Origin of the sequence: Anaeromyxobacter sp. K (genome assembly GCF_000020805.1) — a bacterium.
In the GTDB taxonomy this organism is placed as follows: domain Bacteria; phylum Myxococcota; class Myxococcia; order Myxococcales; family Anaeromyxobacteraceae; genus Anaeromyxobacter; species Anaeromyxobacter dehalogenans.
On the sequence record NC_011145.1, the window covers coordinates 2,681,929 to 2,701,496 of the forward strand.

At 76.1% G+C, this 19,568-nt stretch carries 21 protein-coding genes and 1 tRNA gene; 8 read left to right on the forward strand and 14 right to left on the reverse strand.

The window, feature by feature from the left end:
* Positions 1-59: 59 nt before the first annotated feature.
* Complete coding sequence (map, locus tag ANAEK_RS12045; protein ID WP_012526411.1) at positions 60-809, reverse strand: type I methionyl aminopeptidase; 750 nt, start codon at positions 807-809, stop codon at positions 60-62.
* A 144-nt stretch (positions 810-953) separates the two neighbouring features.
* Here map and ANAEK_RS12050 point away from each other — a divergent pair, with 144 nt between their 5' ends.
* The gene (locus tag ANAEK_RS12050; protein WP_012526412.1) at positions 954-1,226 is read left to right on the forward strand and encodes a LysR family transcriptional regulator; all 273 of its coding nucleotides are present in this window, start codon (positions 954-956) and stop codon (positions 1,224-1,226) included.
* Between the two features lie 94 nt (positions 1,227-1,320).
* Here ANAEK_RS12050 and ANAEK_RS12055 read toward each other — a convergent pair.
* Both ANAEK_RS12055 and ANAEK_RS12060 read right to left on the reverse strand, forming a co-directional pair.
* Positions 1,321-1,394 (reverse strand) — tRNA-Arg (locus tag ANAEK_RS12055).
* A gap of 104 nt (positions 1,395-1,498) precedes the next feature.
* Complete coding sequence (locus tag ANAEK_RS12060; RefSeq protein ID WP_012526413.1) at positions 1,499-1,777, reverse strand: YciI-like protein; 279 nt, start codon at positions 1,775-1,777, stop codon at positions 1,499-1,501.
* Between the two features lie 172 nt (positions 1,778-1,949).
* Between ANAEK_RS12060 and ANAEK_RS12065 the strand changes: the two genes are divergently transcribed.
* Both ANAEK_RS12065 and ANAEK_RS12070 read left to right on the forward strand, forming a co-directional pair.
* Positions 1,950-2,144, forward strand: a complete 195-nt coding sequence (locus ANAEK_RS12065) for a hypothetical protein (protein ID WP_012526414.1) — start codon at positions 1,950-1,952, stop codon at positions 2,142-2,144.
* A 429-nt stretch (positions 2,145-2,573) separates the two neighbouring features.
* Positions 2,574-4,160: a methyl-accepting chemotaxis protein gene (locus ANAEK_RS12070; RefSeq protein WP_012526415.1), complete on the forward strand. Its 1,587-nt coding sequence runs from the start codon at positions 2,574-2,576 to the stop codon at positions 4,158-4,160.
* Here the strand turns inward: ANAEK_RS12070 and ANAEK_RS12075 are convergent.
* From ANAEK_RS12075 to ANAEK_RS12085, 3 genes are all read right to left on the reverse strand, one after another.
* Positions 4,157-5,047, reverse strand: a complete 891-nt coding sequence (locus ANAEK_RS12075) for a bifunctional 2-polyprenyl-6-hydroxyphenol methylase/3-demethylubiquinol 3-O-methyltransferase UbiG (RefSeq protein ID WP_012526416.1) — start codon at positions 5,045-5,047, stop codon at positions 4,157-4,159. The genes ANAEK_RS12070 and ANAEK_RS12075 overlap by 4 nt on opposite strands.
* A gap of 95 nt (positions 5,048-5,142) precedes the next feature.
* A complete protein-coding gene (locus ANAEK_RS12080) occupies positions 5,143-6,141 on the reverse strand; it encodes a cupin domain-containing protein (RefSeq protein WP_012526417.1) in 999 nt (332 codons plus the stop codon).
* A gap of 57 nt (positions 6,142-6,198) precedes the next feature.
* On the reverse strand, positions 6,199-6,681 hold the full coding sequence (locus ANAEK_RS12085; RefSeq protein ID WP_012526418.1) for an adenosine-specific kinase: 483 nt from the start codon (positions 6,679-6,681) through the stop codon (positions 6,199-6,201).
* Positions 6,682-6,904: 223 nt separating this feature from the next.
* Here ANAEK_RS12085 and ANAEK_RS12090 point away from each other — a divergent pair, with 223 nt between their 5' ends.
* Positions 6,905-7,492 carry an HPF/RaiA family ribosome-associated protein gene (locus tag ANAEK_RS12090; RefSeq protein ID WP_012526419.1) on the forward strand — a complete coding sequence of 196 codons (588 nt, stop codon included), beginning with the start codon at positions 6,905-6,907 and terminating at the stop codon, positions 7,490-7,492.
* A 92-nt stretch (positions 7,493-7,584) separates the two neighbouring features.
* On the opposite strand, the gene ANAEK_RS12095 is transcribed toward ANAEK_RS12090, so the two are convergent.
* On the reverse strand, positions 7,585-8,190 hold the full coding sequence (locus ANAEK_RS12095) for a YceI family protein (protein ID WP_012526420.1): 606 nt from the start codon (positions 8,188-8,190) through the stop codon (positions 7,585-7,587).
* 197 nt (positions 8,191-8,387) lie between these two features.
* On the opposite strand from ANAEK_RS12095, the gene pdxH reads away from it, so the two are divergent.
* Positions 8,388-8,984, forward strand: coding sequence for a pyridoxamine 5'-phosphate oxidase (gene pdxH, locus ANAEK_RS12100; RefSeq protein ID WP_012526421.1), 597 nt, complete (start codon positions 8,388-8,390; stop codon positions 8,982-8,984).
* A 6-nt stretch (positions 8,985-8,990) separates the two neighbouring features.
* On the opposite strand, the gene ANAEK_RS12105 is transcribed toward pdxH, so the two are convergent.
* The 3 genes from ANAEK_RS12105 to ANAEK_RS12115 all read right to left on the reverse strand — a co-directional run bounded on the left by ANAEK_RS12105 (position 8,991) and on the right by ANAEK_RS12115 (position 12,334).
* Positions 8,991-10,754 carry a hypothetical protein gene (locus ANAEK_RS12105; protein ID WP_012526422.1) on the reverse strand — a complete coding sequence of 588 codons (1,764 nt, stop codon included), beginning with the start codon at positions 10,752-10,754 and terminating at the stop codon, positions 8,991-8,993.
* A 120-nt stretch (positions 10,755-10,874) separates the two neighbouring features.
* Entirely contained in the window at positions 10,875-11,513 is a 639-nt protein-coding gene (locus ANAEK_RS12110; protein ID WP_232288199.1) for a hypothetical protein, read from the reverse strand.
* Positions 11,510-12,334 (reverse strand): metallophosphoesterase, encoded by an 825-nt coding sequence (locus ANAEK_RS12115; protein ID WP_012526424.1) that lies wholly within the window; start codon positions 12,332-12,334, stop codon positions 11,510-11,512. The genes ANAEK_RS12110 and ANAEK_RS12115 overlap by 4 nt, the downstream gene beginning before the upstream one ends.
* Before the next feature lie 182 nt (positions 12,335-12,516).
* On the opposite strand from ANAEK_RS12115, the gene ANAEK_RS12120 reads away from it, so the two are divergent.
* Both ANAEK_RS12120 and ANAEK_RS12125 read left to right on the forward strand, forming a co-directional pair.
* Complete coding sequence (locus ANAEK_RS12120) at positions 12,517-13,872, forward strand: nitrogen regulation protein NR(II) (RefSeq protein ID WP_012526425.1); 1,356 nt, start codon at positions 12,517-12,519, stop codon at positions 13,870-13,872.
* Complete coding sequence (locus ANAEK_RS12125) at positions 13,847-15,193, forward strand: sigma-54 dependent transcriptional regulator (protein ID WP_012526426.1); 1,347 nt, start codon at positions 13,847-13,849, stop codon at positions 15,191-15,193. The genes ANAEK_RS12120 and ANAEK_RS12125 overlap by 26 nt, the downstream gene beginning before the upstream one ends.
* 36 nt (positions 15,194-15,229) lie before the next feature.
* Here ANAEK_RS12125 and ANAEK_RS12130 read toward each other — a convergent pair whose 3' ends face one another.
* From ANAEK_RS12130 to ANAEK_RS12145, 4 genes are all read right to left on the reverse strand, one after another.
* Positions 15,230-15,724 carry a universal stress protein gene (locus ANAEK_RS12130; RefSeq protein WP_012526427.1) on the reverse strand — a complete coding sequence of 165 codons (495 nt, stop codon included), beginning with the start codon at positions 15,722-15,724 and terminating at the stop codon, positions 15,230-15,232.
* 25 nt (positions 15,725-15,749) lie between these two features.
* The gene (locus ANAEK_RS12135) at positions 15,750-16,220 is read right to left on the reverse strand and encodes a universal stress protein (RefSeq protein WP_012526428.1); all 471 of its coding nucleotides are present in this window, start codon (positions 16,218-16,220) and stop codon (positions 15,750-15,752) included.
* Positions 16,221-16,298: 78 nt separating this feature from the next.
* A complete protein-coding gene (locus ANAEK_RS12140; protein WP_012526429.1) occupies positions 16,299-16,787 on the reverse strand; it encodes a universal stress protein in 489 nt (162 codons plus the stop codon).
* A 177-nt stretch (positions 16,788-16,964) separates the two neighbouring features.
* Positions 16,965-17,312, reverse strand: coding sequence for a LuxR C-terminal-related transcriptional regulator (locus ANAEK_RS12145; protein WP_012526430.1), 348 nt, complete (start codon positions 17,310-17,312; stop codon positions 16,965-16,967).
* 220 nt (positions 17,313-17,532) lie between these two features.
* On the opposite strand from ANAEK_RS12145, the gene ANAEK_RS12150 reads away from it, so the two are divergent.
* The gene (locus ANAEK_RS12150) at positions 17,533-19,431 is read left to right on the forward strand and encodes a chloride channel protein (RefSeq protein ID WP_049778390.1); all 1,899 of its coding nucleotides are present in this window, start codon (positions 17,533-17,535) and stop codon (positions 19,429-19,431) included.
* The last annotated feature ends 137 nt before the right edge of the window (positions 19,432-19,568 follow it).

Sequence of the window (19,568 nt, forward strand, 5' to 3'; positions counted from 1 at the left end):
ACCGCTTGGTGTGGCGACGCCTCCCCGCGAGAGGGGATCCTGCGCACGCCGGCGCGGGCTCACCCCGTCATCACCTCGCAGCCGTCGCGCGTCACCACCACCGTGTGCTCGAACTGCGCCGAGAGGCTGCCGTCCGCGGTGACCACGGTCCACCCGTCGGCCAGCAGCCTCACCTCCGGCCGGCCGAGGTTCACCATCGGCTCGATGGTGATGGCCATCCCCGCCGTCAGCCTCACGCCCTGGCCCCTGGGACCGACGTGCATCACGGTCGGCGGGCCGTGCATCGCCTTGCCGATGCCGTGCCCGCCGTAGTCGCGCACCACGCTGCAGCCCTCCGCGCGCGCGACCTCCTCGATGGCCGCCCCGACGTCCCCGAGCCGGACGCCGTGCCGCACCACCGCGATGCCGGCGTCCCGGCAGCGGCGGGCGACGTCCACGACGTGGCGCGCGTCGGCGGAGACGTCGCCGATGCAGAACGTGGCCGAGGTGTCGCCGTGGAAGCCGTCCAGGCGCGTGGTGACGTCCACGTTGACGATGTCGCCGGGACGCAGCCGCTCGTCGGCGCGCGGGATGCCGTGACACACGACCTCGTTCCGGCTCGTGCAGACCGCCGCGGGGAAGCCGTGGAAGCCGAGCTGGCTCGGCGTGCCGCCCCGGCGCGCCGTGTCCTCGCGCACCCAGCGATCGATGTCCGCGGTGCTGATCCCCGCGGCGAGCCGCGCGCCGACGTGCGCCAGCGTCGCCGCGGCGGCCTTCCCCGCCTGCCGCATCCGTTCGACCGCCGGTTCACCCAGGAGCGGAATGCCCATCCCTGCAACCTGCCAGCGGGGCGCAGCGGCGATCCAATGCTGTCTCGGTATCGGGGAGGCCGCTCGCGGCCTGCCCGCCCTCCGAGGCCCGGCCGCCGGCGCGGGGACCTGACACGCGGAGCGCCGTTCAGGTAGGTTCCGCCCGTGAGCCTCACGTACATCCAGTCCTTCGTCGCGGTCGCGGAGGAGGGCCACGTCGGCCGCGCCGCCCGCAAGCTTCACCTCACGCAGCCGCCCCTCTCGCGACACATCCTCGCGCTCGAGGACGAGCTCGGGACGCGCCTGTTCGAGCGGACGCCGCGCGGCATGCGGCTCCTCCCCGCCGGCGAGGTCTTCCTCTCGCACGCGCGGCGGATCCTCGCGGAGGTGGACGTCGCGATCGAGCGGACGAAGGGCGCGGGTGGCGGGGACGGCTGACGGTGGAACGCGGCTCGCGAGACTGTGGAGGAGGCGCGGGGGAGCCGCGCACGGCCGCCCAGGAAATCGGGAGGCCAATCGCGCAGTAAGGAAGTGGCCCCGGCGGGACTCGAACCCACGGCCTACGGTTTAGGAAACCGCCGCTCTATCCACCTGAGCTACGGGGCCGGCCTTGCGAACGCCAGGGCTTACCACAACCCCGGCGCCGGCGGGAGCACGACGCCGGGCCGCCGGGGGGAGCCCCCGGGCCGGACGGCGGCTCACCCGGCTCGCTACCCCTCCCCGCCGACCACCACGGTCCACGGCCGGACGCGCCAGGACGTGACCAGGCCGTTCCGCACGTACGGATCGGCGCGCGCGAACGCCTCGACCTCCTCCGCGCTCGCGGCCTTGAACACGAGGAGCGCGCCGTCGGGCGGGTCGAAGGCGCCGGCCAGGAGGAGCCGTCCCTCCTGCCGGGCCTGCTGGGCGAGCGCGAGGTGCTCGGCGCGGAACGCCGCCCGGCGCTGGACGTAGTCGGGGACCGTCTCGTACAGGAGCGCGAAGTACATGGTGGCCTTCGTATACCCGCGCTCCGCGGCCCCGGCACGTCGCCCGGGCCGGGCGAGGCCGGCCGCGAACGGGACGAGCCGCGGCGGGCGGATGTCGGATGGCGCCGCCCTTTCGAGCACAGTCAGCGCTCGCTACACTGCCCCGTCTTCCGCACCCGCAGTGGAGCCCTCCGTGAAGAACCTCCTCGCCGTCCTCGCCCTCACCGCCCTTGGAACCGGCTGCGCCGTGCACCTCCCGGTTCAGCGCCGCTCCGTCCAGGCGGTGCAGCCCGCGGCTTCCGCCAGGAAGTGCCCGCCGGGGCACCAGTGGAGCGACGGCACCTGCCACGACACGGGCAAGGGCCGCGAGCGCGCCAGGCAGCGCTGAGAGCACGTGAAACAACCCCCTCCCGTCGCCGCGGCGGCCGATCCGCGTCGCATCGCGTCGTTGCTCCTCCCTCACATGCCGACGGGCATGCTCGGTCGTCGCGCCTCGCGCTGCTCGCGTCTCGACCGCCTGGCTCGGACCGGGGATGGATTCACGCGCCCTGAGCCGCCCGGCCGGCGACGGTGACGGCGGCACGCGGAGGATGACCGATCGCGCAGCGCCGCCGCGGTCCGCGCAGACCGCCGCCGGGGTGGCGCGCGCACCGCACGCTCCGTGCGGCGGGTGGGCCCGGCCCCCTGGGTGGCGCGACGCGGGATCGGCGCGCCGCGGCGGAATACCGCCTCCCCTCCTCGCCCCTTCTGCGCGAAACCTTCGCCCCCCCATCGCAGCACGCGCGGCTCCCGTCGCGCGCCGCAGGAGCCGCCCGCCATGGTTCGCAACTGGAAGATCTCCACGCGGCTCACCGCCGCCTTCGCCGGGCTCATCGCCACGGCGGTCGCGGTGGGCGCCATGGGCGTGTCGCGCATGGAGGTCCAGTCGCGGGCGCTGGAGCGGCTGGTGAGCCAGCGCTACGAGCTGGTCGAGCGGGCGGGCGTCTGCGTGCAGACCACCGAGTCGAGCACGCGCGCGAGCTGGCAGCAGTTCCTGTTCGCCGGGATCTACACGCCGGCGCAGATGGACGGGCTGCGCGCGATCCTCGCGAAGAACAAGCGCGACTGCTCGGCCGCGATCGCCTGGCTCGAGGGCGCGCTCACCACGCCGGAGGAGCGCGACCTGTACCGCCGCGTGGGTGAGCTGCGCGGGCCCTACCAGGCGACGCGCGACGAGGTCGCGAAGGCGTTCGCGGACGGGCGGCGCGAGGAGGCGGCGGCGCTCTTCCAGCGCGAGCTGATGCCGCGGCTCGAGGCCTACCGCCAGGGCTGGATGGACCTGGTGGCGCTGGAGAAGCGCTACATGGTCGAGACGGTGGAGCAGGAGGCGGAGCGGACCCGCGTCGCCCGCCTCGGCATCGCCGGCATCACGGCGTTCGCGCTGCTCCTCGCCGCCGGGGTGGCGTTCGTGATCGCGCGGAGCATCGTGCAGCCGCTGGCGGGCGCGGTGGGCGTCGCGTCGCGGATCGCCGACGGCGACCTCACCGCGCGCGTCGCGCCGCACGGGCGCGACGAGATCGCGACGCTGGAGGACGCGATGCGCGGCATGACCGAGCGCCTGGCGGGGGTGCTGGGCGAGGTCCGCAGCGGCGCCGACGCGCTCGCGTCCGCCGCCGGCCAGGTGTCCGCCACCTCGCAGGCGCTCTCGCAGGGCACCGGCGAGCAGTCCGCCTCGGTGGAGGAGACCACGGCCAGCCTGGAGGAGATGAGCGCGTCCATCGACACCAACTCGCGCAACGGCCAGGAGGCGGAGCGCATCGCGGCCGCCGGCGCGGTGGACGCGGAGGCCTGCGGCCGCGCCGCCGCGGAGGCGGTCGAGGCGATGCGCGCCATCGTCGAGCGGATCGGGATCGTGGAGGAGATCGCCTACCAGACCAACCTGCTCGCCCTGAACGCCGCCATCGAGGCGGCGCGCGCCGGCGAGCAGGGGCGCGGCTTCGCGGTGGTGGCGGCCGAGGTCCGGAAGCTCGCGGTGCGCAGCCAGACGGCCTCGGCGGAGATCGGTGGCCTCGCCTCGCGCTCGATGGAGAGCGCCGCCCGCAGCGGCGAGCTGCTGAACGCGCTCGTCCCCACCATCCAGCGCACCGCCGCGCTGGTGCAGACCGTCGCCGCGGCCGGCCAGGAACAGGCGGCGGGCGTCGCCCAGATCAACGGCGCGATGCGGCGCGTGGACGACGTCGCGCAGCGGAACGCGTCGGCCTCCGAGGAGCTCGCCTCGACCGCCGAGGAACTGAGCACGCAGGCCGAGGCGCTGCAGGCGCTCGTGGCGGTGTTCCGGCTGGACGGCACGGGCGCGCGGCCGGCGGCGCGGGCCGAGCCGCCGCGGCAGCCGGCGCGGCCGCTGCTCGCGACGACGAGCCGCTAGCCGGAGGCGCCTGCGTCGGCCCGGAGCTGCCCCTCGCCTGCGGGCGCGCGCCGCGGCGCCGCGGCGGCGTCTCGCAGGTGCCCCTCCAGCACCGCCATCCCTCCCAGCCGCGCGAGGCCCGGCACGGCCAGCGTGATCCAGTCGGCGAGGCAGAGGCCGTCGACCGCGGCGCGGCGCAGCGTGCCCGCCGACTCGTAGGCGCCGCCGGGCAGCAGGAACCGGTTCAGCCGCCCGGCGAACGAGAACGGGCGCACGCGCAGGTCGGGCACCCAGCGCCGGATCCGCCGCAGCTCCGCCTCGCGCAGGGGCCGCTCGTCGGGCGTGCCGTCCGGCGGCACCGGCAGCAGGAGCCGGAGCCGCCGCAGGCCGGGGACGCGATCGACCGGCTCGGAGAACAGGAAGCGCGCATCCCGCCGGGCCGCCCGGGCCAGCCGCTCCAGCACGCCGTCCAGGTCGTGCAGCACGTGGTGCAGGACGCCGTCGCCCCAGATCACGTCGAACGCCCCGTCGGGCAGGCCGGCGCGCTCCAGGGGCGCGCACACGAACTCGGGCGGCTCGGCCAGGCCGGCCTGCGCGGCCCGCCGCCGCGCCAGCTCGATGGACCGGGCGGAGAGGTCCACGGCCGTGACGCGCGCCCCGTGCGACGCGAGCAGGATGGCGTTGTCCCCGAGCCCGCACCCCACGTCGAGGATGCGCAGCCCGCGCACCTCGCCGAGCCGCCGGAACCGGTACTCCTTGTTGAACCAGAAGCGAGCGGGCCGGCGGTACCGCGCCACCACGGCCGGGTCGAGCCGCCACGCGGCGCGCTCGAGCGTCGCCGCCTGCGCGTCGAAGAACGCTGCCTCGGAGCGGTGGATCTCCTCGGGGTGACGGACCTGATCCGGCATGGCTCCTCCGACGCGCGAGGATCCAAGGCTTGGACTCATAGTGTCGCCCGGCAACGCCGGCTCGGGGGCGCCGCGCGCGGGACGGCACCGCCCGCCTAGGTCTTCCCCTCCAGCGCAGCGTCCAGCGGGAACGTCATGGCGCTGCGCGTGCCCACGAACGTCTTGCGCAGGCCGAGCTCGGGCATGTCCACGATCTCGATCGTCTCGCGCGACCAGGCGTCGCCGCCCTGGAGGTACACCAGCTCGGCGTCCGGCGCGGCGCGGACGTTGTGCGGCTCGCCGCCGGGCGGGAAGCCGAGGAAGTCGCCCGGGCCGATGGGCTCCTCGCGATCGCCGAGGAGCGCGACGCCGCGGCCGGAGAGCACGTACATCCACTCCTCGTCGTGGCGATGCACGTGCCGGACGAACGACTCCCGCCCGGCGGGCACGGCGGCGATGCCGGCCGAGATGCGCCTCAGCGCGGGGCGCGAGAGCCACTGCAGGCGAACCTCGGAGCGCGCGTTCTGGGGGTGCGAGTACGGCCGCGCCTCGCCGCGATCGCCCGCACGCACGAGCAGCCGGGGCGGCGCGCCGGGCGGAGGCAGCCCGGACGGCTCGCGCGGCGGCTCGGTGCCGGCGGGGAGGAAGGGCACCTCCGCGTCGAGCGGGTACACCGCGTGGCGTGTCCCGGTGCGGACCAGCCGCCGGCCGAGCTTCGGGAAGTCGGCCACCTCCACGTCCCCGATCACCTCGCCGCCCTCGAGCACCCAGAGCCGCGCATCGGCGGAGGCGTTCCGGACCTGGTGCGCCACGCCGGGCGGGAAGGCCGCGAAGTCCCCGGGGCCGACCGGATGGTCGGCGCCGTCCAGCTCGAGGACGCCCTGCCCCTCCAGGACGTACACCCACTCCTCCTCGCGGTGGTGCAGGTGGTAGACGGCGCTCTCCCTGCCGGGCTCGAGCCAGGCGAGGTTCACGGCCACGCGCGCGAGCCCGGCGGCGCGCGAGAGCATCCAGCCGTGCACCTCGGCGCGCGGGTTGTACGGGTGGCCGGCGGTGTGGGCGGGGCCGCGCTGGGCGGCGCGGACGAGGACGCGGGACGGGCCGGGGTCGGGCATGTGCTTCCGATACCGCGCCGCGGCGCGCGCGCGCCACCGGTGAGGCGGGGCCTCGCGTCAGAGCTTGTAGCCGAAGCGCCGCAGCAGCGCCTTCCGCTCGGCCACGTCGGCCTCCCCCTCCACGCCGAGCGGCGAGCCGCCGTCCACCACGCCCACGATGCCGCGCCCGGTCGCGGTCTGCGCCACCAGCACCTCCACGTCGTTCGCGGTGGCGCAGAACACGCCGCACACCTCCGGCACCGCCTTCAGCGCGTTCAGGACGCTCACCGGGAACCCGTCGCGCAGCAGCACCACGAACGCGTGCCCGGCGCCGATCGCCTGCGCGTTGCGGACCGCGAGGTCCACCAGGTCCGGCGCGTTCCCGGACCGCCGCACCAGCCGCGGCCCGGACGCCTCGCAGAACGCGATCCCGAAGCGCAGCGCGGGCGCGCTCTGCGCCAGCGCCTCGTGCAGGTCCTCGATCGTCTTGATGAAGTGGGCCTGGCCCACCACCACGTTCACGTCCTCCGGCTTCTCGATGCGGACCGCGGCGAGCTCCATGGCGTCCTCCTTCCGGCGCGCCCCCAGCATGCGCACGCGCCGGCGCAGGCCGCGGCCACCGGGCCGCGCGCACTTGGGTTGCGGCGGCCCGCGCACGCGGACGGGGGAGCGAGCGCGCGCCCGGCCGCTCGCCGCACCGCCCGCCCGCCCTCGGCTCCCCGAAGGGCCCGGCCTCGCGCGGCGACCACCGGGTACGATCCGGGCGACCACGCAGGAGGTGATCATGGAGACTCCGCTGCAGCTGGCGTGGATTCACGTGGAGCCCTCGGAGCCGCTGGCCGAGCGCGTGCGCGAGGCGGTGCGGCGGCTCGAGCGATTCCACGGGCGCATCACCGGGTGCACGGTCGCGCTGGAGGCGCCCAGCCGCCATCACCGCAACACCGGCGCCCAGTACCGGGTCCGCATCGAGCTGAGGTTCCCCGGGGGCCGCGCGGTGGTGGGCCGCGCGCCGCCCAGGAGCCGCGACCGCGCCGACCTGTACACGGCGGTGAACGCCGCGTTCCGCGACGTGCGGCGCCAGCTCGAGGACCGGCAGCGCCGCATGGACGGCCGCGTGAAGGCGCACGAGACGCCGCCGCGCGGGGTGGTCGCGCGCATCTTCCACGGCGAGGGCTTCGGGTTCCTGCGGACGCCGGACGACCGCGAGATCTACTTCGACGCCCGCAGCGTGCTGCGCGGAGGCTTCGACCGCCTGGAGATCGGCAGCCCGGTGCGCTTCGTGGAGGAGCCCGGCGACGAGGGGCCGCAGGCGAGCACGGTCGCGCTCCTGCGCCGGCGCGGGCCTGGGCCCGCGGCGCCGACGCAGCCCTGAGCGGCGGGCGCAGCCATCGCCGCCCGAGTACGGCACCGGGCCGGCCCGCGCGTGGCGAGCCGGCCCGGCGACGGCGGTCGTGCAGCGAGGAGCTACTTCGACGCCGTCTTCGGCTGATCCTTCACGACCTCGAGGTCGAGCGTGATGGTGACCTGGTCGCCCACGGCGGGGCCGGCCTCGACCATCTTGTTCCACACCAGCCCGAAGTCCTTGCGGTCCACCTTGGTGGTGGCGGCGTAGCCGCGGCGCGTCTCGCCGCCCATGCCCTTCACCTCGGGCGAGGCGGTCACGTCGAGCGTCACCGGACGGGTCACGCCGTGCATGGTGAGGTCGCCGGTGACCTTCAAGCCGTCCTTGCCGGCCTTCGCGACCTTGGTGGACTTGAAGGTGATGGTCGGGTACTTCGCGACGTCGAAGAAGTCGGGGGACTTGAGGTGCGCGTCGCGATCCGGCACCTGCGTGTCGATGCTGTTCACGTCGATGGTGGCCTCGACCGTGGACTTCGCCACGTTCGCCTCGTCCAGCACCAGCTTGCCGGAGAGCGTGGTGAACGTGCCGCGCACGGTGGAGATGACGAGGTGCTTCACGGCGAAGCCGGCGTTCGAGTGGGACGCGTCGAGCGTCCAGGTGCTGGGCGCCGCGAGGGCGAGCGCCGGGGCCAGGGCGAGGGCGAGGGCCGCGGACAGGAGCTTCTTCATGGGGGGCGATTCCTTTCGGTCGTTGGTGGGCGGGGGGCATCGCCGCCCGTCCGGACGCCCCGTGATCTGGCATCGTTCCTCGCATCGCGCAGCAAGCCGTTTCGCACCTCTCTGTTGCGCAGCTGGAACGATGTCCCGGCGCCGCGCCGGCCCGCGCACCGCTTGAAATCCGCGCGCCTTGCGGCAAGAACGCGGGCATGCCCCTCCCACCGAGCGCCGCCCCCGACCCCATCGCCCGCTTCCGAGACGCGCTCGCCCGCGCCGCGGCCGCCTCGCCGCACGACGCCACCGCCGCCGCGCTCGCCACCGCGGACGCGCGCGGCGCACCGTCGGTGCGCATGGTGCTGGTGAAGTCCGCCGACGCCCGCGGCTTCGCGTTCTTCACGAACCGGGAGAGCCGGAAGGCGCGCGACCTCGCCGCGAACCCGCGCGCCGCGCTCTGCTTCCACTGGCCGGCGCTGGAGGAGCAGGTGCGGGTCGAGGGCGCGGTGACACCGCTCCCCGACGCCGAGGCGGACGCCTACTTCCGCTCCCGGCCGCGCGAGAGCCGCGTGGGCGCCTGGGCCTCGCGCCAGAGCGCGCCCCTCGGCGATCGGGCCGAGCTGGAGGCGGCGGTCCGCGCGGTCGAGGCGCGCTTCCCGGGCGACGACCTCCCCCGCCCGCCGTTCTGGGGCGGCTACCTCGTCGCGCCCGAGCGGATCGAGTTCTGGCGCTCCGGGCCGGGCCGGCTGCACCACCGCACCGTCTACGTGCGGCGCGGCGACGGCTGGGAGGTGGGCGCGCTGCAGCCCTGACGCGCCCTACCCGCCGGTGCAGGCGCAGCTGCCGCGCGAGGCGCCGGGCTCGACGTGGCAGGCCCAGTCGCCCTCCTTGCCGCCCAGCGCCTGCGCGCACTCGCCGGCGTTCGCGCAGCCGCCCGCGGGCACCGTGCCGAGGTACTCCGCCGCGTAGGTCTCGCCGGGATTCGCCACGCAGGCCGCCGACGGGTCGATGGCGATGCACTGCGACGTGCCGGCCGGCAGGCACGCCGGCGTGGTGCTCGGGTCGTCGCACGGGACGAAGCACCAGTCGGTGCCGTACGCGCAGGTCCGGCGCGTGGCGCCCGAGGCGTCGGCGATGCGGAGGTTCGTCACCGCCCTGGCCGCCGGCACCGTGGGGAGGCGCAGGCCGTCGAGCGGGCGCGCCAGGTCCGCGATGGCCGAGAGGACGGGGCCGAAGGTGCTCGGCGGATACGCGTCGCACACCGTGCCCTCGACCACGGCGATGCCACGCGCGCGGAGCTGGTCGCCGAGCTGCAGGAAGCGCTCGCCGGCGGCGAACGCGCCGCCGCAGGCGGGCGCGGCGGGGTGGCAGGTGAGCGGCGGCTGCACCGGGCACGAGGCGATGCCGCTGCACGAGTCGGCGGCCGCGTAGGAGCCGTCGGCGCAGCGCACGCTCGAGACGATGAACGCCGCGCCCAGGTCGGCGGGGCCGTCGGCCCGGACCAGCGACGCGAAGAACGCGGCGTAGTCGGAGACCGGGATCTCGCGCTGCGCGCCGGCGGGCTGGTGCTTGTCGAGGACGCAGGCGTCGGCGCCGGGGGTCGAGGTCGCCATGGGCACCGGCGTGGCGGCCGGGCTGGAGCAGTCGTCCTCGTCGCCCACCCACACCACCACCAGCTTCGCGCCCGGCCGCGGGAACGTGCCCGGCGCGACGCCGGGGAGCTGGCCGGCGAGCGCCTTCTGCAGCGCGAGCCGCCCCGCCTCGAGCCCCTGCTCCTGGCCCGAGCCGCAGCTCCCGACCTTGATGTTCTGCGCGAACTGCTGGACGAGCTGCGTCAGCCGCCCGTCCTGGGAGGCGGTGCCCCACGAGGCCCAGTCGAGATCCTTCGAGAAGTCGAGGATGCGCGGGTTGCCGGGCGCGGAGACGAGCGCGCCGCCGGGGTACGGCGCGCCGGCGACCGCGTAGCCGGGCGTGCAGAACGAGGAGGACGGGAACGGGTTCGAGTACGTGGTCTGCAGCGTGGTGCAGGCGTCGCCGGGCGCGCAGCCGGCCGCCGCGGCGGTGCAGTCGCTGGGGGCGCAGCACTGCTGCTTGGAGCCGGTCACGCGGAGCCCGTCCGCGTCGAGCACCGGGGTCGTCACGCACACCTGCCCGGTGCCGCAGCCCGCGGCGGCGCCGGGCGTGCACGACGCGACGTCGGTGCACGCCGAGGTCCGGCAGCACTGGTTGCCGCCGCTCCCCGCCACGCACGAGCGGCCGTTCGGACCGGCCCAGAACACCGAGGTGGTGGTCACCGCGATGCGGAAGTCCACCGGGTCGAGGCCGCGGGCCGCGCGCGCGGTGTTGGCCTGGACCATCCGCGTGATGAAGTCCTTGAAGCTGGCGGCGAGCCCGTCCTGCTTCGGGTCCATGGACGGGGAGTCGTCCACCACGAACAGGACGTCCGCGCTCGAGACCTTGGAGAGCTGCACCCGCACGCTGCCGGGCTGCAGCAGGCAGTGGCCGACCGGGCTGAAGTTGTAGTCGTTGCACCCCGCCGCGGCGGAGGCGACCAGCGCGAGCAGGATCCCGCGTCGAACCATGCCCGACGAGATGAAGCTCGCTCGCCCGTGCGGCAACGGCCCGGAAGCCCGCCCCGCCGGAGGGATGCCGCGCACGGCCCGCGCGCACGCGCGCCGCGCGGGCGCTCGCCCGCAAGGCCGCTAGAGCTGGACGCGTGCACCCGCCGTGAAGCTGAAGACGTCGGCGGGCCCGATCGTCCGCGGGTTCGCGGCCCAGACCCGGAGCATGTGCCCGAGCGCCACGCCCTCGACGTAGAGCGACACCGGCGCGTCCAGGTAGCGCTTCGGCACGGTGAGGCTGGTGCCGAGCGTCAGGCCGGGGTGCAGCGCCGTCGGCACCGGGTAGTAGCCGTTCGGGTACCGGCTGGGCTGCACGATGAAGTAGTCGCCGCCGAGCAGGTACGTCACCTGCAGCCCGACCGTGAACGGGCGCGCCTTCCAGCCCTGCCCGAGGCGGACGATCCAGGGGGACCAGGTGACCTTGGCCGAGAGCTGGTAGATGTCGGTGCCGCCCACCGACTCCGGCACCCAGCCGAACAGGAGATCCCCGAGCACGCGGTCGTCGCGCCACGCGTGCCCGCCGCCCACCGCGAGGAGCCCCACGTTGCCCGCGAACTGCGCGGTGAGGTGGTCCGGGAGCAGCCAGTGGCGATCGCGGCCCTCGTCGCGCTCGTAGGCGCGGTCGAGCGGGGCGTGCTCGGCCTCGGCCCGCGCGGGCGCGGGGAGCGCGAGCGCGGCGGCGAGCGCGGCCGCGAGCGCCAGGACGCGGCCGGGGCTCACCACGACACCTGCTCCACCACCGGGTCCCCCCCGGCCGGCAGCGTCAGGAGCAGGATCGACCGCCCGGTGAGCGCGTCCGCGGTCCAGAGCCGCACGCCCGACGCCTCGCGCTGCTCGTAGTGGTGGACGTGCGCGTAGAACGAGTCGGTCACGCCGCGCGCGGCGAGCAGGTCCAGGTACGGCTGGCGCAGCGCCGCGTTGAAGTCCTCGTGCCAGGGCGGCACGTGCGCGACGACCACCGCGCGGTCGTGCTCGCCGTCCGGCGCGAGCTGCGCGTCGAGCCACCGGAGGTCCGGCACGTCCTCCGGGAACCCGTACTCTCGCCCGTTCGTGTCGAGCAGCACGAAGCGGGTGCGACCCCAGGTGAACACCAGGTTGCGCGCCCCGAACAGCCGGTCGTAGATCGCGTCGCCACCGCCGAGCATGTCGTGGTTGCCGAGCACCACCAGCCACGGCACCCGCAGCCCCTCGAAGACGTCCTGCATCAGCTCGTACTCGCGGAGCAGGCCCATGTCGGTGAAGTCGCCGAGCTGGATCGCGAACGACACGCCGTCCATGGCATTGACGAGCCGGACCGCGTCCTCGGCCTCGTCGAACGCGAGCTGCGTGTCGCCGAGGAGCGCCACGCGGAGCGGCTCCGCGGGCGGGGTGGCGAGGAGCGATCCCACCGCCTTCCGGTTCAGCCCCTTGTCCGCGGGGAGCGCGTACGGGCTGTACTCGAGGCAGCCCGAGAGCAGCACCGCGAGCGCCGCGACCGCGGCCGGAGCGGCCCGGCCGAGCGGGCTGCGGACGGCTGCCGCGAGGTGGGGCCGCTGGGACATGGCCTCCCACTTCGCAAGGACCATGCCCCGCCGCGCTGCGGCATCGAACCCGTGCGGCCCAGGCGAATCGGCTCGCCCCGGGGCCGCCGCCGTGTCGGGTCCGTGGACAGGAGCCACCCCGATTGTCGGCTCGACGTACAGGCGGGGTGGCCGGCGAGCCCGGACCCGCAGATAATCGGGCCATGGAGATGCCGATCGCCCAGGGCCCGGATCTTGCGAAGGATCGGGGCATGGGCACCCATGCGCAGCAGGAGCACCTGCGCCGCTCGAACCTGGCCGCGGCGGACGAGCGGTGGCGCCGGAGCCGGCCCGCGCTCGTGGTGGCCCTCTACGCCTCCTGGATCAGCTTCGTCGTGCTGCTCTGGTTCCAGGGCTACCCGCGCTGGCGCGTGCTCGCCCTCCTCGGCATCCTGGGGCTCGCGCTGGCGCTGCACGCGGCGCGCGCGTGCGTCCGCGCGAGCGGTCCCTTCTGCGCCGCGGTCACCGCCGCCGACATCCGCCTGCCGCTCGCCATGTCGCTCGCGGCCGTCGCGCTGACCGGCGGCCTGCACAGCCCGCTGCTCGTCGCCCTCCCCCCCACGGTCTCGGTGCTGGTGGTCCGCTGCGGCTGGAGGCGGGAGACCGCGGGAGCGCTCTGGGCCCTGGCCGCCGCCGGGCTGGTCATGCTGCTCGCGCCGGGCTGGATGGGGCCGCCGGTCCCGGAGCGCACGTTCGCGCTCGTCGCGCTGGTGGCGCTCGTGGGGACGGTGGCGGTCCACGCCGACTACGTGGTCATCCTCGGGGAGACGGTCGCCGACTCCGTCCGCGGGATGCTGCGGGCCCGCGACGAGGTGGCGAGCCAGGCGCTCACCCGCGCCCGCGAGCTCGAGCTGATGAGCTCGCAGATCTCGCACGAGCTGAAGAACCCGCTCGGCGCCATCAAGGCGCTGGTCCAGATCAGCGCCCGCGGCTCCTCCGACGGCGACACCTGCGAGCGGCTCAAGGTGGTCTCGTCCGAGGTCGAGCGCATGCGCGAGATCCTGGACGGCTACCTGTCGTTCTCGCGGCCGCTCGAGTGCCTGCAGCGCGAGGACCTCTCGCTGGGCGAGCTCGCGGACGAGGTGCTCTCGGTGCTGCAGGGGCGCGCCGCGGCCGCCGGCGTCGGCCTGCACCGGCGCGGCGACGCGCGCGTCGAGGCCGACCCGCGCCGCCTCAAGGAGGCGCTGCTGAACCTGGTCGCGAACGCGGTGGAGGCGAGCCGCCGGGGCGACCGGGTCGAGGTGCTGGTCGCCGATCACGGCGGCACCGTCGAGGTGGCGGTCCGGGACACCGGCCGCGGCATGCCGCCGGCGGTGGTCGCGCGCCTGGGCACCCCCTTCTTCACCACCCGCGACCAGGGCACCGGGCTGGGCGTCCTGCTCGCCCGGCGCGCGTTCGTCCAGCACGGCGGCACGCTCGAGTACGCGAGCGCGCCCGACGCGGGCACCACCGCTACCGGCACCCTTCCCCGGGTGCACCAGGAGGCCACCGAGAATGTCCCGGCTGCTGCTGGTCGATGACGAGCCCGCCGTGCTCTACGCGCTGAAGGAGCTGGCGCGCTCGAACGGCCACGAGCCGGTCACCGCGCGCTCCGGCGCCGAGGCGCTGGAGCGCCTGGAGGGCGTGGACGCCGTCGTCACGGACTACGCCATGCCCGAGATGGACGGCCTGCAGCTCCTGCAGGCCATCCACGAGCGCGACGCGTCGCTCCCGGTGGTGGTCCTCACCGCCCAGGGATCGGAGCGCGTGGCGGTGCGCGCCATGAAGGCCGGCGCGTACGAGTACGTGACCAAGCCCTTCGACATCGACGAGATGACGCTGGTGCTGGACCGCGCGCTCGAGACCCGCGCGCTGCGCGTGCAGAACCGGCGCCTCGCCGTCGAGAAGGCGCTCGGGCGCAGCATCGTGGGCGACGCGCCGGCCATGCAGCGGCTGCTCGACGCGGTGGCGCGGGTCGCGCCGAAGGACGTGACCGTGCTGGTGCGCGGCGAGACCGGCACCGGCAAGGAGCTGATCGCGTCGCTGCTGCATGCCCAGAGCCGCCGCGCGTCCGGCCCGCTCGTCCGCTTCAACTGCGCGGCCATCCCCGCCGAGCTGGCCGAGGCGGAGCTGTTCGGCCACGCGCGCGGCGCGTTCACCGGGGCGGTGCAGGCGCGGCAGGGCTTCTTCGCCCAGGCCGACGGCGGGACGCTGGTGCTGGACGAGGTGGGCGAGCTGCCGCTGCCGCTCCAGGCCAAGCTGCTCCGCGCGCTGCAGGAGGGCGAGATCCAGCCGGTGGGCGCCGGCCGCGTCGAGCGCGTGGACGTGCGCCTCGTGGCCGCCACGCACCGCGATCTCGCCGAGGAGGCGCGCGCCGGGCGGTTCCGCGAGGACCTGTACTACCGGCTCGCGGTGGTGGAGCTGGTGGTCCCGCCGCTCCGCGAGCACCGCGAGGACATCCCGGCCCTCGCGAAGGAGTTCGCCCGGCGCTTCGGCGCGCGCTTCGGCGTGGACGACGTCCGGCTCTCGCCGCCGCTGCTGGAGCGCCTCGCGGCCGCGGAGTGGCCGGGCAACGTGCGCCAGCTCGAGAACCAGGTGGCGCGCCTGGTCGCGCTGAGCAACGGCGGCGAGCTCGGCCCGGACGCGCTGGAGGCGGGGGCCGCCCCCGCGGCGCGGGAGCCCGGCGTGGAGCCGCCGCCGGAGGGCGCGCTCACGCTGCACGAGCACCTCGACGCCGTCGAGCGGAACATCATCGCGAAGACGCTGGCCGCGACCGGCGGCAACCAATCGGAGACGGCGCGCCGCCTCGGGGTGAGCCGCGGCGCGCTCATCGACCGGCTGAAGAAGTACGGGTTCGCGTAGCCGGCGCGGCCCGGCTCGCGACGCCGACGCGGTCGCCTACGGGAGCTCGGCGTACGCCGGGTCCGCCGCGCCGCGCGCGGTCGTGGACGTCTCCTTGCTCCGCGCCACCACCACGGTGCAGGGCGCCTGGCGCACCACGCGCTCCGCCACCGAGCCGAGCACGAGGTGCTTGAGCCCGGTCCGCCCGTGCGTGCCCACCACCAGCAGGTCCACGCCCTCCTCCCGCGCGTGCTGCAGGAGCTCCACCGCCGGGCTGCCCGCGAGCACCTTGCTGCGCACCGGGCGCCCCAGGCGGCGCTCCGCGTCGCCCCGCCAGGCCGCGACGTCGCGCTCGAGGTCCACCGCCACGAGCTCGAAGAGCGCCCGGGGCGGCACCAGCATCTCGGCCGCGGCGGCCACCGGCAGCTCGTGCACGTGCACCAGCTCCAGCTCCGCGTCGAACCGCCGCGCCAGGTCCGTCGCCTCGACCATCGCGAAGCGGGACGCCTCCGAGAAGTCGACCGCGCAGCAGATCCTCGTCCGTTCCGCCATCGTGCCACCTCCCCGCCGGGCGCCGTCAGACCGCGGCGGCCGCCTCGACGACCTCCGCGGACCCGTGCGCCACCAGCACCGGGCACGGCGCCTCGCGCACCACGCGCGCCGCCACCGCGCCGCCCACGGTGCGCCCGAGGCGCCGCCGCGGGTGCGCGCCGATCACCACCAGGTCGTATCCGCCCTCGCCGGCGGCCCGGAGGACCTCGGCCGCCGCCGCCCCGCTCACCAGCAGCGCCCGCACCGGTCTGCCCGCCAGGCCCTGCGCGACGCCGCGCCAGCGCTGCAGGTCGGCGCCCAGGCGCTGCGCCTGCGCCTCCAGCCGCGCGGGATCGAGCGCCGCCGCGCGCGCCTCCGCCCGCGGGAGCCGCTCGTGCACGTGGAGCAGCGCCAGCTCGGCGCCGGTGCGGTGGGCCAGCTCCGCGGCCGCCGTCACGGTCGCGCGCGACGCCTCGCTGAGATCGACGGCGCAGAGGATCCGGTGCCACGTCCGCATGGCGCCTCCCCGGGCACGCGCCTGCGCGCCCTTCCCGGCCGTCCCGCCCGCGCCGGACGCGCGCGGGGCGCGCCGGGGTCAGTGGACCTGCGCGGCCTCGGCGACGAGGTCCTGGTGCACCGCCTCGGCGCCGCTCCGCACCACCAGCACCGGACACGGCGCGCGGCGCGCCACCGCCTCGGCGACCGAGCCCAGCACGAGGCGGCGCAGGCCGCTCCGGCCGTGGGTCGCGACCACCAAGAGGTCCGTCGCGTGCGCGGCGGCGAAGCGGGAGATCTCGTCCTCCGGCTGCCCGGAGGCGACGTGCGTGGACACCGGCGCGCCGACGAGCCGCTCCGCGTCCGCGCGCCAGGCGGCGAGGGTCCCCGCCACCTCCTCGGCGATCATCGGCCCGAGGTCGCGGGCGGCGACCAGCATGTCCGTCGCCGCCGGCGGCGGCGAGACGTACACGTGCAGCAGCGTCAGCTCCGCCCGCATGAGACGGGCCAGCTCGGCCGCCTCCTGCATCGCGCGGCGCGACGGCTCCGAGAAGTCGACTGCGCAGCAGATCTTCTTCCAGCCGGCCATGGCGCACCTCCGGATCCCCGGCGCTCGGCCCCGGTCCGCGGCGGGCGCCGGCTGGACCCATCCGATCGTACGCCCGCCGACCGGGCGGAGCGCACGTCCGTGGGGGGGACCCGGAGGCGGGTGACCGCGGCGCGCGCAGCCCACGCGCGCGCCGGCGCACCCGTCCGCCGCGACGGCTCAGCGGGCCGCGATGAGCGTCGGCGCGCTGGTGGCGGCCGCGTCCTGCGGCTGCGTGGGGACGATCGGCCGCGGCTCGATCCGCTCGCCGGCGGCGAGCATGCGGAGCGAGAGCGCCAGCAGCTCGGAGATCAGCTCACCGGAGCCCGGGACGTCGAGCTTGCGGTAGATGCGCTTGCGGCGGGCCCGGATGGTCTCGGGGGAGACGTTGGCGGCGGCTGCGGAGTCCTTGCACGCGAAACCCTGGGCCAGCCGGAGCACCTCCGCGCGCTCGGCGGGCGTCAGGCTGCGGCCCTCCAGGTACTTGGCGGTGAACGGCGTGAGGATCTCGACGTCGATGTGAGGCATGGGCTCTGCTTCCTTCTCCGGAACGTGTCCGGCCGTCTCGGCGCCGCCTGGTTCCCCGATCCACCCCTGGACCCCACCCCGGGCGGCCGCCCTGGTGAACGCCACGTTAGGCACCATCCAGCCGGGCGCCACGCCCCATGTGGTACGTAGACAAGAAAGATCGCGGGGTTGAGCAGCAGGCTCGCCCCCCGACCGGCCGCGAATAGAATGCCCGGCACGCATGTCGGACCCCGGACCGGACGAACGAAGGCCCCTCACGGCCCGCGCGCTGCGCGCGGGCATGGCGTGGATGACGCCGCTGGGCGGCCCGCTCGACCTCCGGCTCCTGGGCCGGACGCTGCTGCACGCCGCGGTGCTGGGCTGCGTGGCCGGCCTGGTGGGCGCGGGCTTCTTCGCCGCGCTCGAGCTGGGGCAGCGCCTGCTGCTGGGCGGGCTCGCCGGGTACCTGCCGCTGCGGGCCGCGGGCGAGCTGGTGTTCGGGAGGGAGCCGGCCGGCCCGCTGCGCCCCTGGGTGCTGGTGCTGCTGCCCGCCGTCGGCGGCCTGGCGAGCGGCCTGGTCACGGCGAAGCTCGCGCCCGAGTGCGGGGGTGGCGGCGGCGACGCCACCATCGACGCCTACCACCTCCACGGCGCGCGCATGCGCGCGCGGGTGGCGCCGGTGAAGGCGCTCGCCTCGGTGCTGACGCTCGCCACCGGCGGCGCCGGCGGCCGCGAGGGGCCGACCATGCAGATCGGCGGCGCGCTCGGCGCGCTCACCGGACGGCTGCTGCCCACCAGCCCGCGCGAGCGGCGCATCCTGATGGTGGCCGGGGTGGCGGCCGGCATCTCGGCGGTGTTCCGGACGCCGCTCGGCGCCGCGCTGCTCGCGGTGGAGATGCTGTACCGCGACGACTTCGAGTCCGACGCGCTCGTCCCGGCCATCCTGGCGAGCGTGGTGGCGTACTCGCTGGTCGCGTCGATCTACGGCGAGGCCACGCTGTTCGGCCGCCTGCCGGCGTTCCCGTTCGTGCCGCGCCACCTCCCGCTGTACGCGCTGCTCTCGCTGCTCGTCTCGCTCGGCGCGGTCGCGTTCGCGGTGACCCTGCGCACGGTGGCGCGGGGGTTCCGCCGGCTGCCCGGGCCCGCCTGGCTGCGGCCGGGGCTGGGCGGGCTGCTCATGGGCGGGTTCGCCACCGCCATCATCCTGCTGGTCGGCCACCTGTACGGCGCCGAGGACCGCGGCATCGGGCTCCTGGGCGGCGGCTACGGCGCGGTGCAGGCCGCCATCGCCGGCTCCCCGGGCATGCAGCCGGGCTGGTCGCTGGTGGTCCTCCTGCTCGGCCTCGCCGCCGCGAAGGTGGTGGCGGCCTCGCTCACCATCGGCTCGGGCGGCTCCGCCGGCGACTTCGCCCCGGCGCTCACCATCGGCGGCCTGCTCGGCGCCGCGTTCGGCCACGGGGCGGCGCTGGTCACCGGCGACCCGACGCTCCAGCCGGCCGCGTTCGTGCTGGTGGGGATGGGCACGCTCTACGGCGGGCTCGCGCACGTGCCGCTGTCGGCGCTGGTGCTGGTCTCCGAGCTGGCCGGCAGCTACGACCTGCTCGTCCCGATGATGCTCTCCATCGGCGTGGCGTACGTGGCGCTGCGGCGCTGGACGCTCTACCCGGCGCAGCCGCGCAACCAGCGCGAGTCGCCGGCGCACCCCGAGCTCCGCGCGCGCGACCTGCTCACCCGCATCACCGTCCGGGACGTGGCGGTGCCGGCGGAGGCGGAGCCGGCCGAGGCGGGGGCGCGGCTCGCCGACGGGCTGGCCGCGGCGGGGAAGACCTCGCGCCAGCGCGTGCTGCCGCTGCTCGGCCCCGCCGGCGCCTGGGCGGGCCTCGCAGACGTGGACGCGATCCGCGCGGCGGCCGCCGACCCGCACCTCGGCTGGGCGGTCCTCGCCGACGTGGCGGCGCGGTGGACGGCCGTCGCGCCCGAGACCACCCTCGCGCGCGTGGGCGAGCTGCTGGTGGACAGCGGGCTGCGCCAGCTCCCGGTGCTCGAGGGCGGGCGGGTGACCGGCTACGTCGGCGAGGCGGAGATCGCGCGGGTGTTCCTGGCGGCGATCGCCGATCCGCCCGCGCAGCACCGCGCATAGCGCCCGCCCGCCTACCCCCGTCTTCCGGCGCGCACCCGCCTGCCGCCGGGCACATCCATGGGATGGGTGCGGGCGATGGCGGACGCAGGCGGCGGCGCGACGGGCGTCCGGTCGGCCGGGCCGCCGCGGAGGTGCCG

What these genes read in the sequence shown, in the direction of transcription:
- ANAEK_RS12085 (WP_012526418.1), bottom strand. Translation starts at nt 6,681, where the DNA reads ATGGAGCTCGCCGCGGTCCGCATCGAGAAGCCGGAGGACGTGAACGTG.
- ANAEK_RS12095 (WP_012526420.1), bottom strand. Translation starts at nt 8,190, where the DNA reads ATGAAGAAGCTCCTGTCCGCGGCCCTCGCCCTCGCCCTGGCCCCGGCG.
- map (WP_012526411.1), bottom strand. Translation starts at nt 809, where the DNA reads ATGGGCATTCCGCTCCTGGGTGAACCGGCGGTCGAACGGATGCGGCAG.
- ANAEK_RS12125 (WP_012526426.1), top strand. Translation starts at nt 13,847, where the DNA reads ATGTCCCGGCTGCTGCTGGTCGATGACGAGCCCGCCGTGCTCTACGCG.
- ANAEK_RS12150 (WP_049778390.1), top strand. Translation starts at nt 17,533, where the DNA reads ATGTCGGACCCCGGACCGGACGAACGAAGGCCCCTCACGGCCCGCGCG.
- ANAEK_RS12145 (WP_012526430.1), bottom strand. Translation starts at nt 17,312, where the DNA reads ATGCCTCACATCGACGTCGAGATCCTCACGCCGTTCACCGCCAAGTAC.
- ANAEK_RS12060 (WP_012526413.1), bottom strand. Translation starts at nt 1,777, where the DNA reads ATGTACTTCGCGCTCCTGTACGAGACGGTCCCCGACTACGTCCAGCGC.
- ANAEK_RS12120 (WP_012526425.1), top strand. Translation starts at nt 12,517, where the DNA reads ATGGAGATGCCGATCGCCCAGGGCCCGGATCTTGCGAAGGATCGGGGC.
- ANAEK_RS12080 (WP_012526417.1), bottom strand. Translation starts at nt 6,141, where the DNA reads ATGCCCGACCCCGGCCCGTCCCGCGTCCTCGTCCGCGCCGCCCAGCGC.
- ANAEK_RS12075 (WP_012526416.1), bottom strand. Translation starts at nt 5,047, where the DNA reads ATGCCGGATCAGGTCCGTCACCCCGAGGAGATCCACCGCTCCGAGGCA.
- ANAEK_RS12090 (WP_012526419.1), top strand. Translation starts at nt 6,905, where the DNA reads ATGGAGACTCCGCTGCAGCTGGCGTGGATTCACGTGGAGCCCTCGGAG.
- ANAEK_RS12130 (WP_012526427.1), bottom strand. Translation starts at nt 15,724, where the DNA reads ATGGCGGAACGGACGAGGATCTGCTGCGCGGTCGACTTCTCGGAGGCG.
- ANAEK_RS12105 (WP_012526422.1), bottom strand. Translation starts at nt 10,754, where the DNA reads ATGGTTCGACGCGGGATCCTGCTCGCGCTGGTCGCCTCCGCCGCGGCG.
- ANAEK_RS12070 (WP_012526415.1), top strand. Translation starts at nt 2,574, where the DNA reads ATGGTTCGCAACTGGAAGATCTCCACGCGGCTCACCGCCGCCTTCGCC.
- ANAEK_RS12140 (WP_012526429.1), bottom strand. Translation starts at nt 16,787, where the DNA reads ATGGCCGGCTGGAAGAAGATCTGCTGCGCAGTCGACTTCTCGGAGCCG.
- ANAEK_RS12115 (WP_012526424.1), bottom strand. Translation starts at nt 12,334, where the DNA reads ATGTCCCAGCGGCCCCACCTCGCGGCAGCCGTCCGCAGCCCGCTCGGC.
- ANAEK_RS12135 (WP_012526428.1), bottom strand. Translation starts at nt 16,220, where the DNA reads ATGCGGACGTGGCACCGGATCCTCTGCGCCGTCGATCTCAGCGAGGCG.
- pdxH (WP_012526421.1), top strand. Translation starts at nt 8,388, where the DNA reads ATGCCCCTCCCACCGAGCGCCGCCCCCGACCCCATCGCCCGCTTCCGA.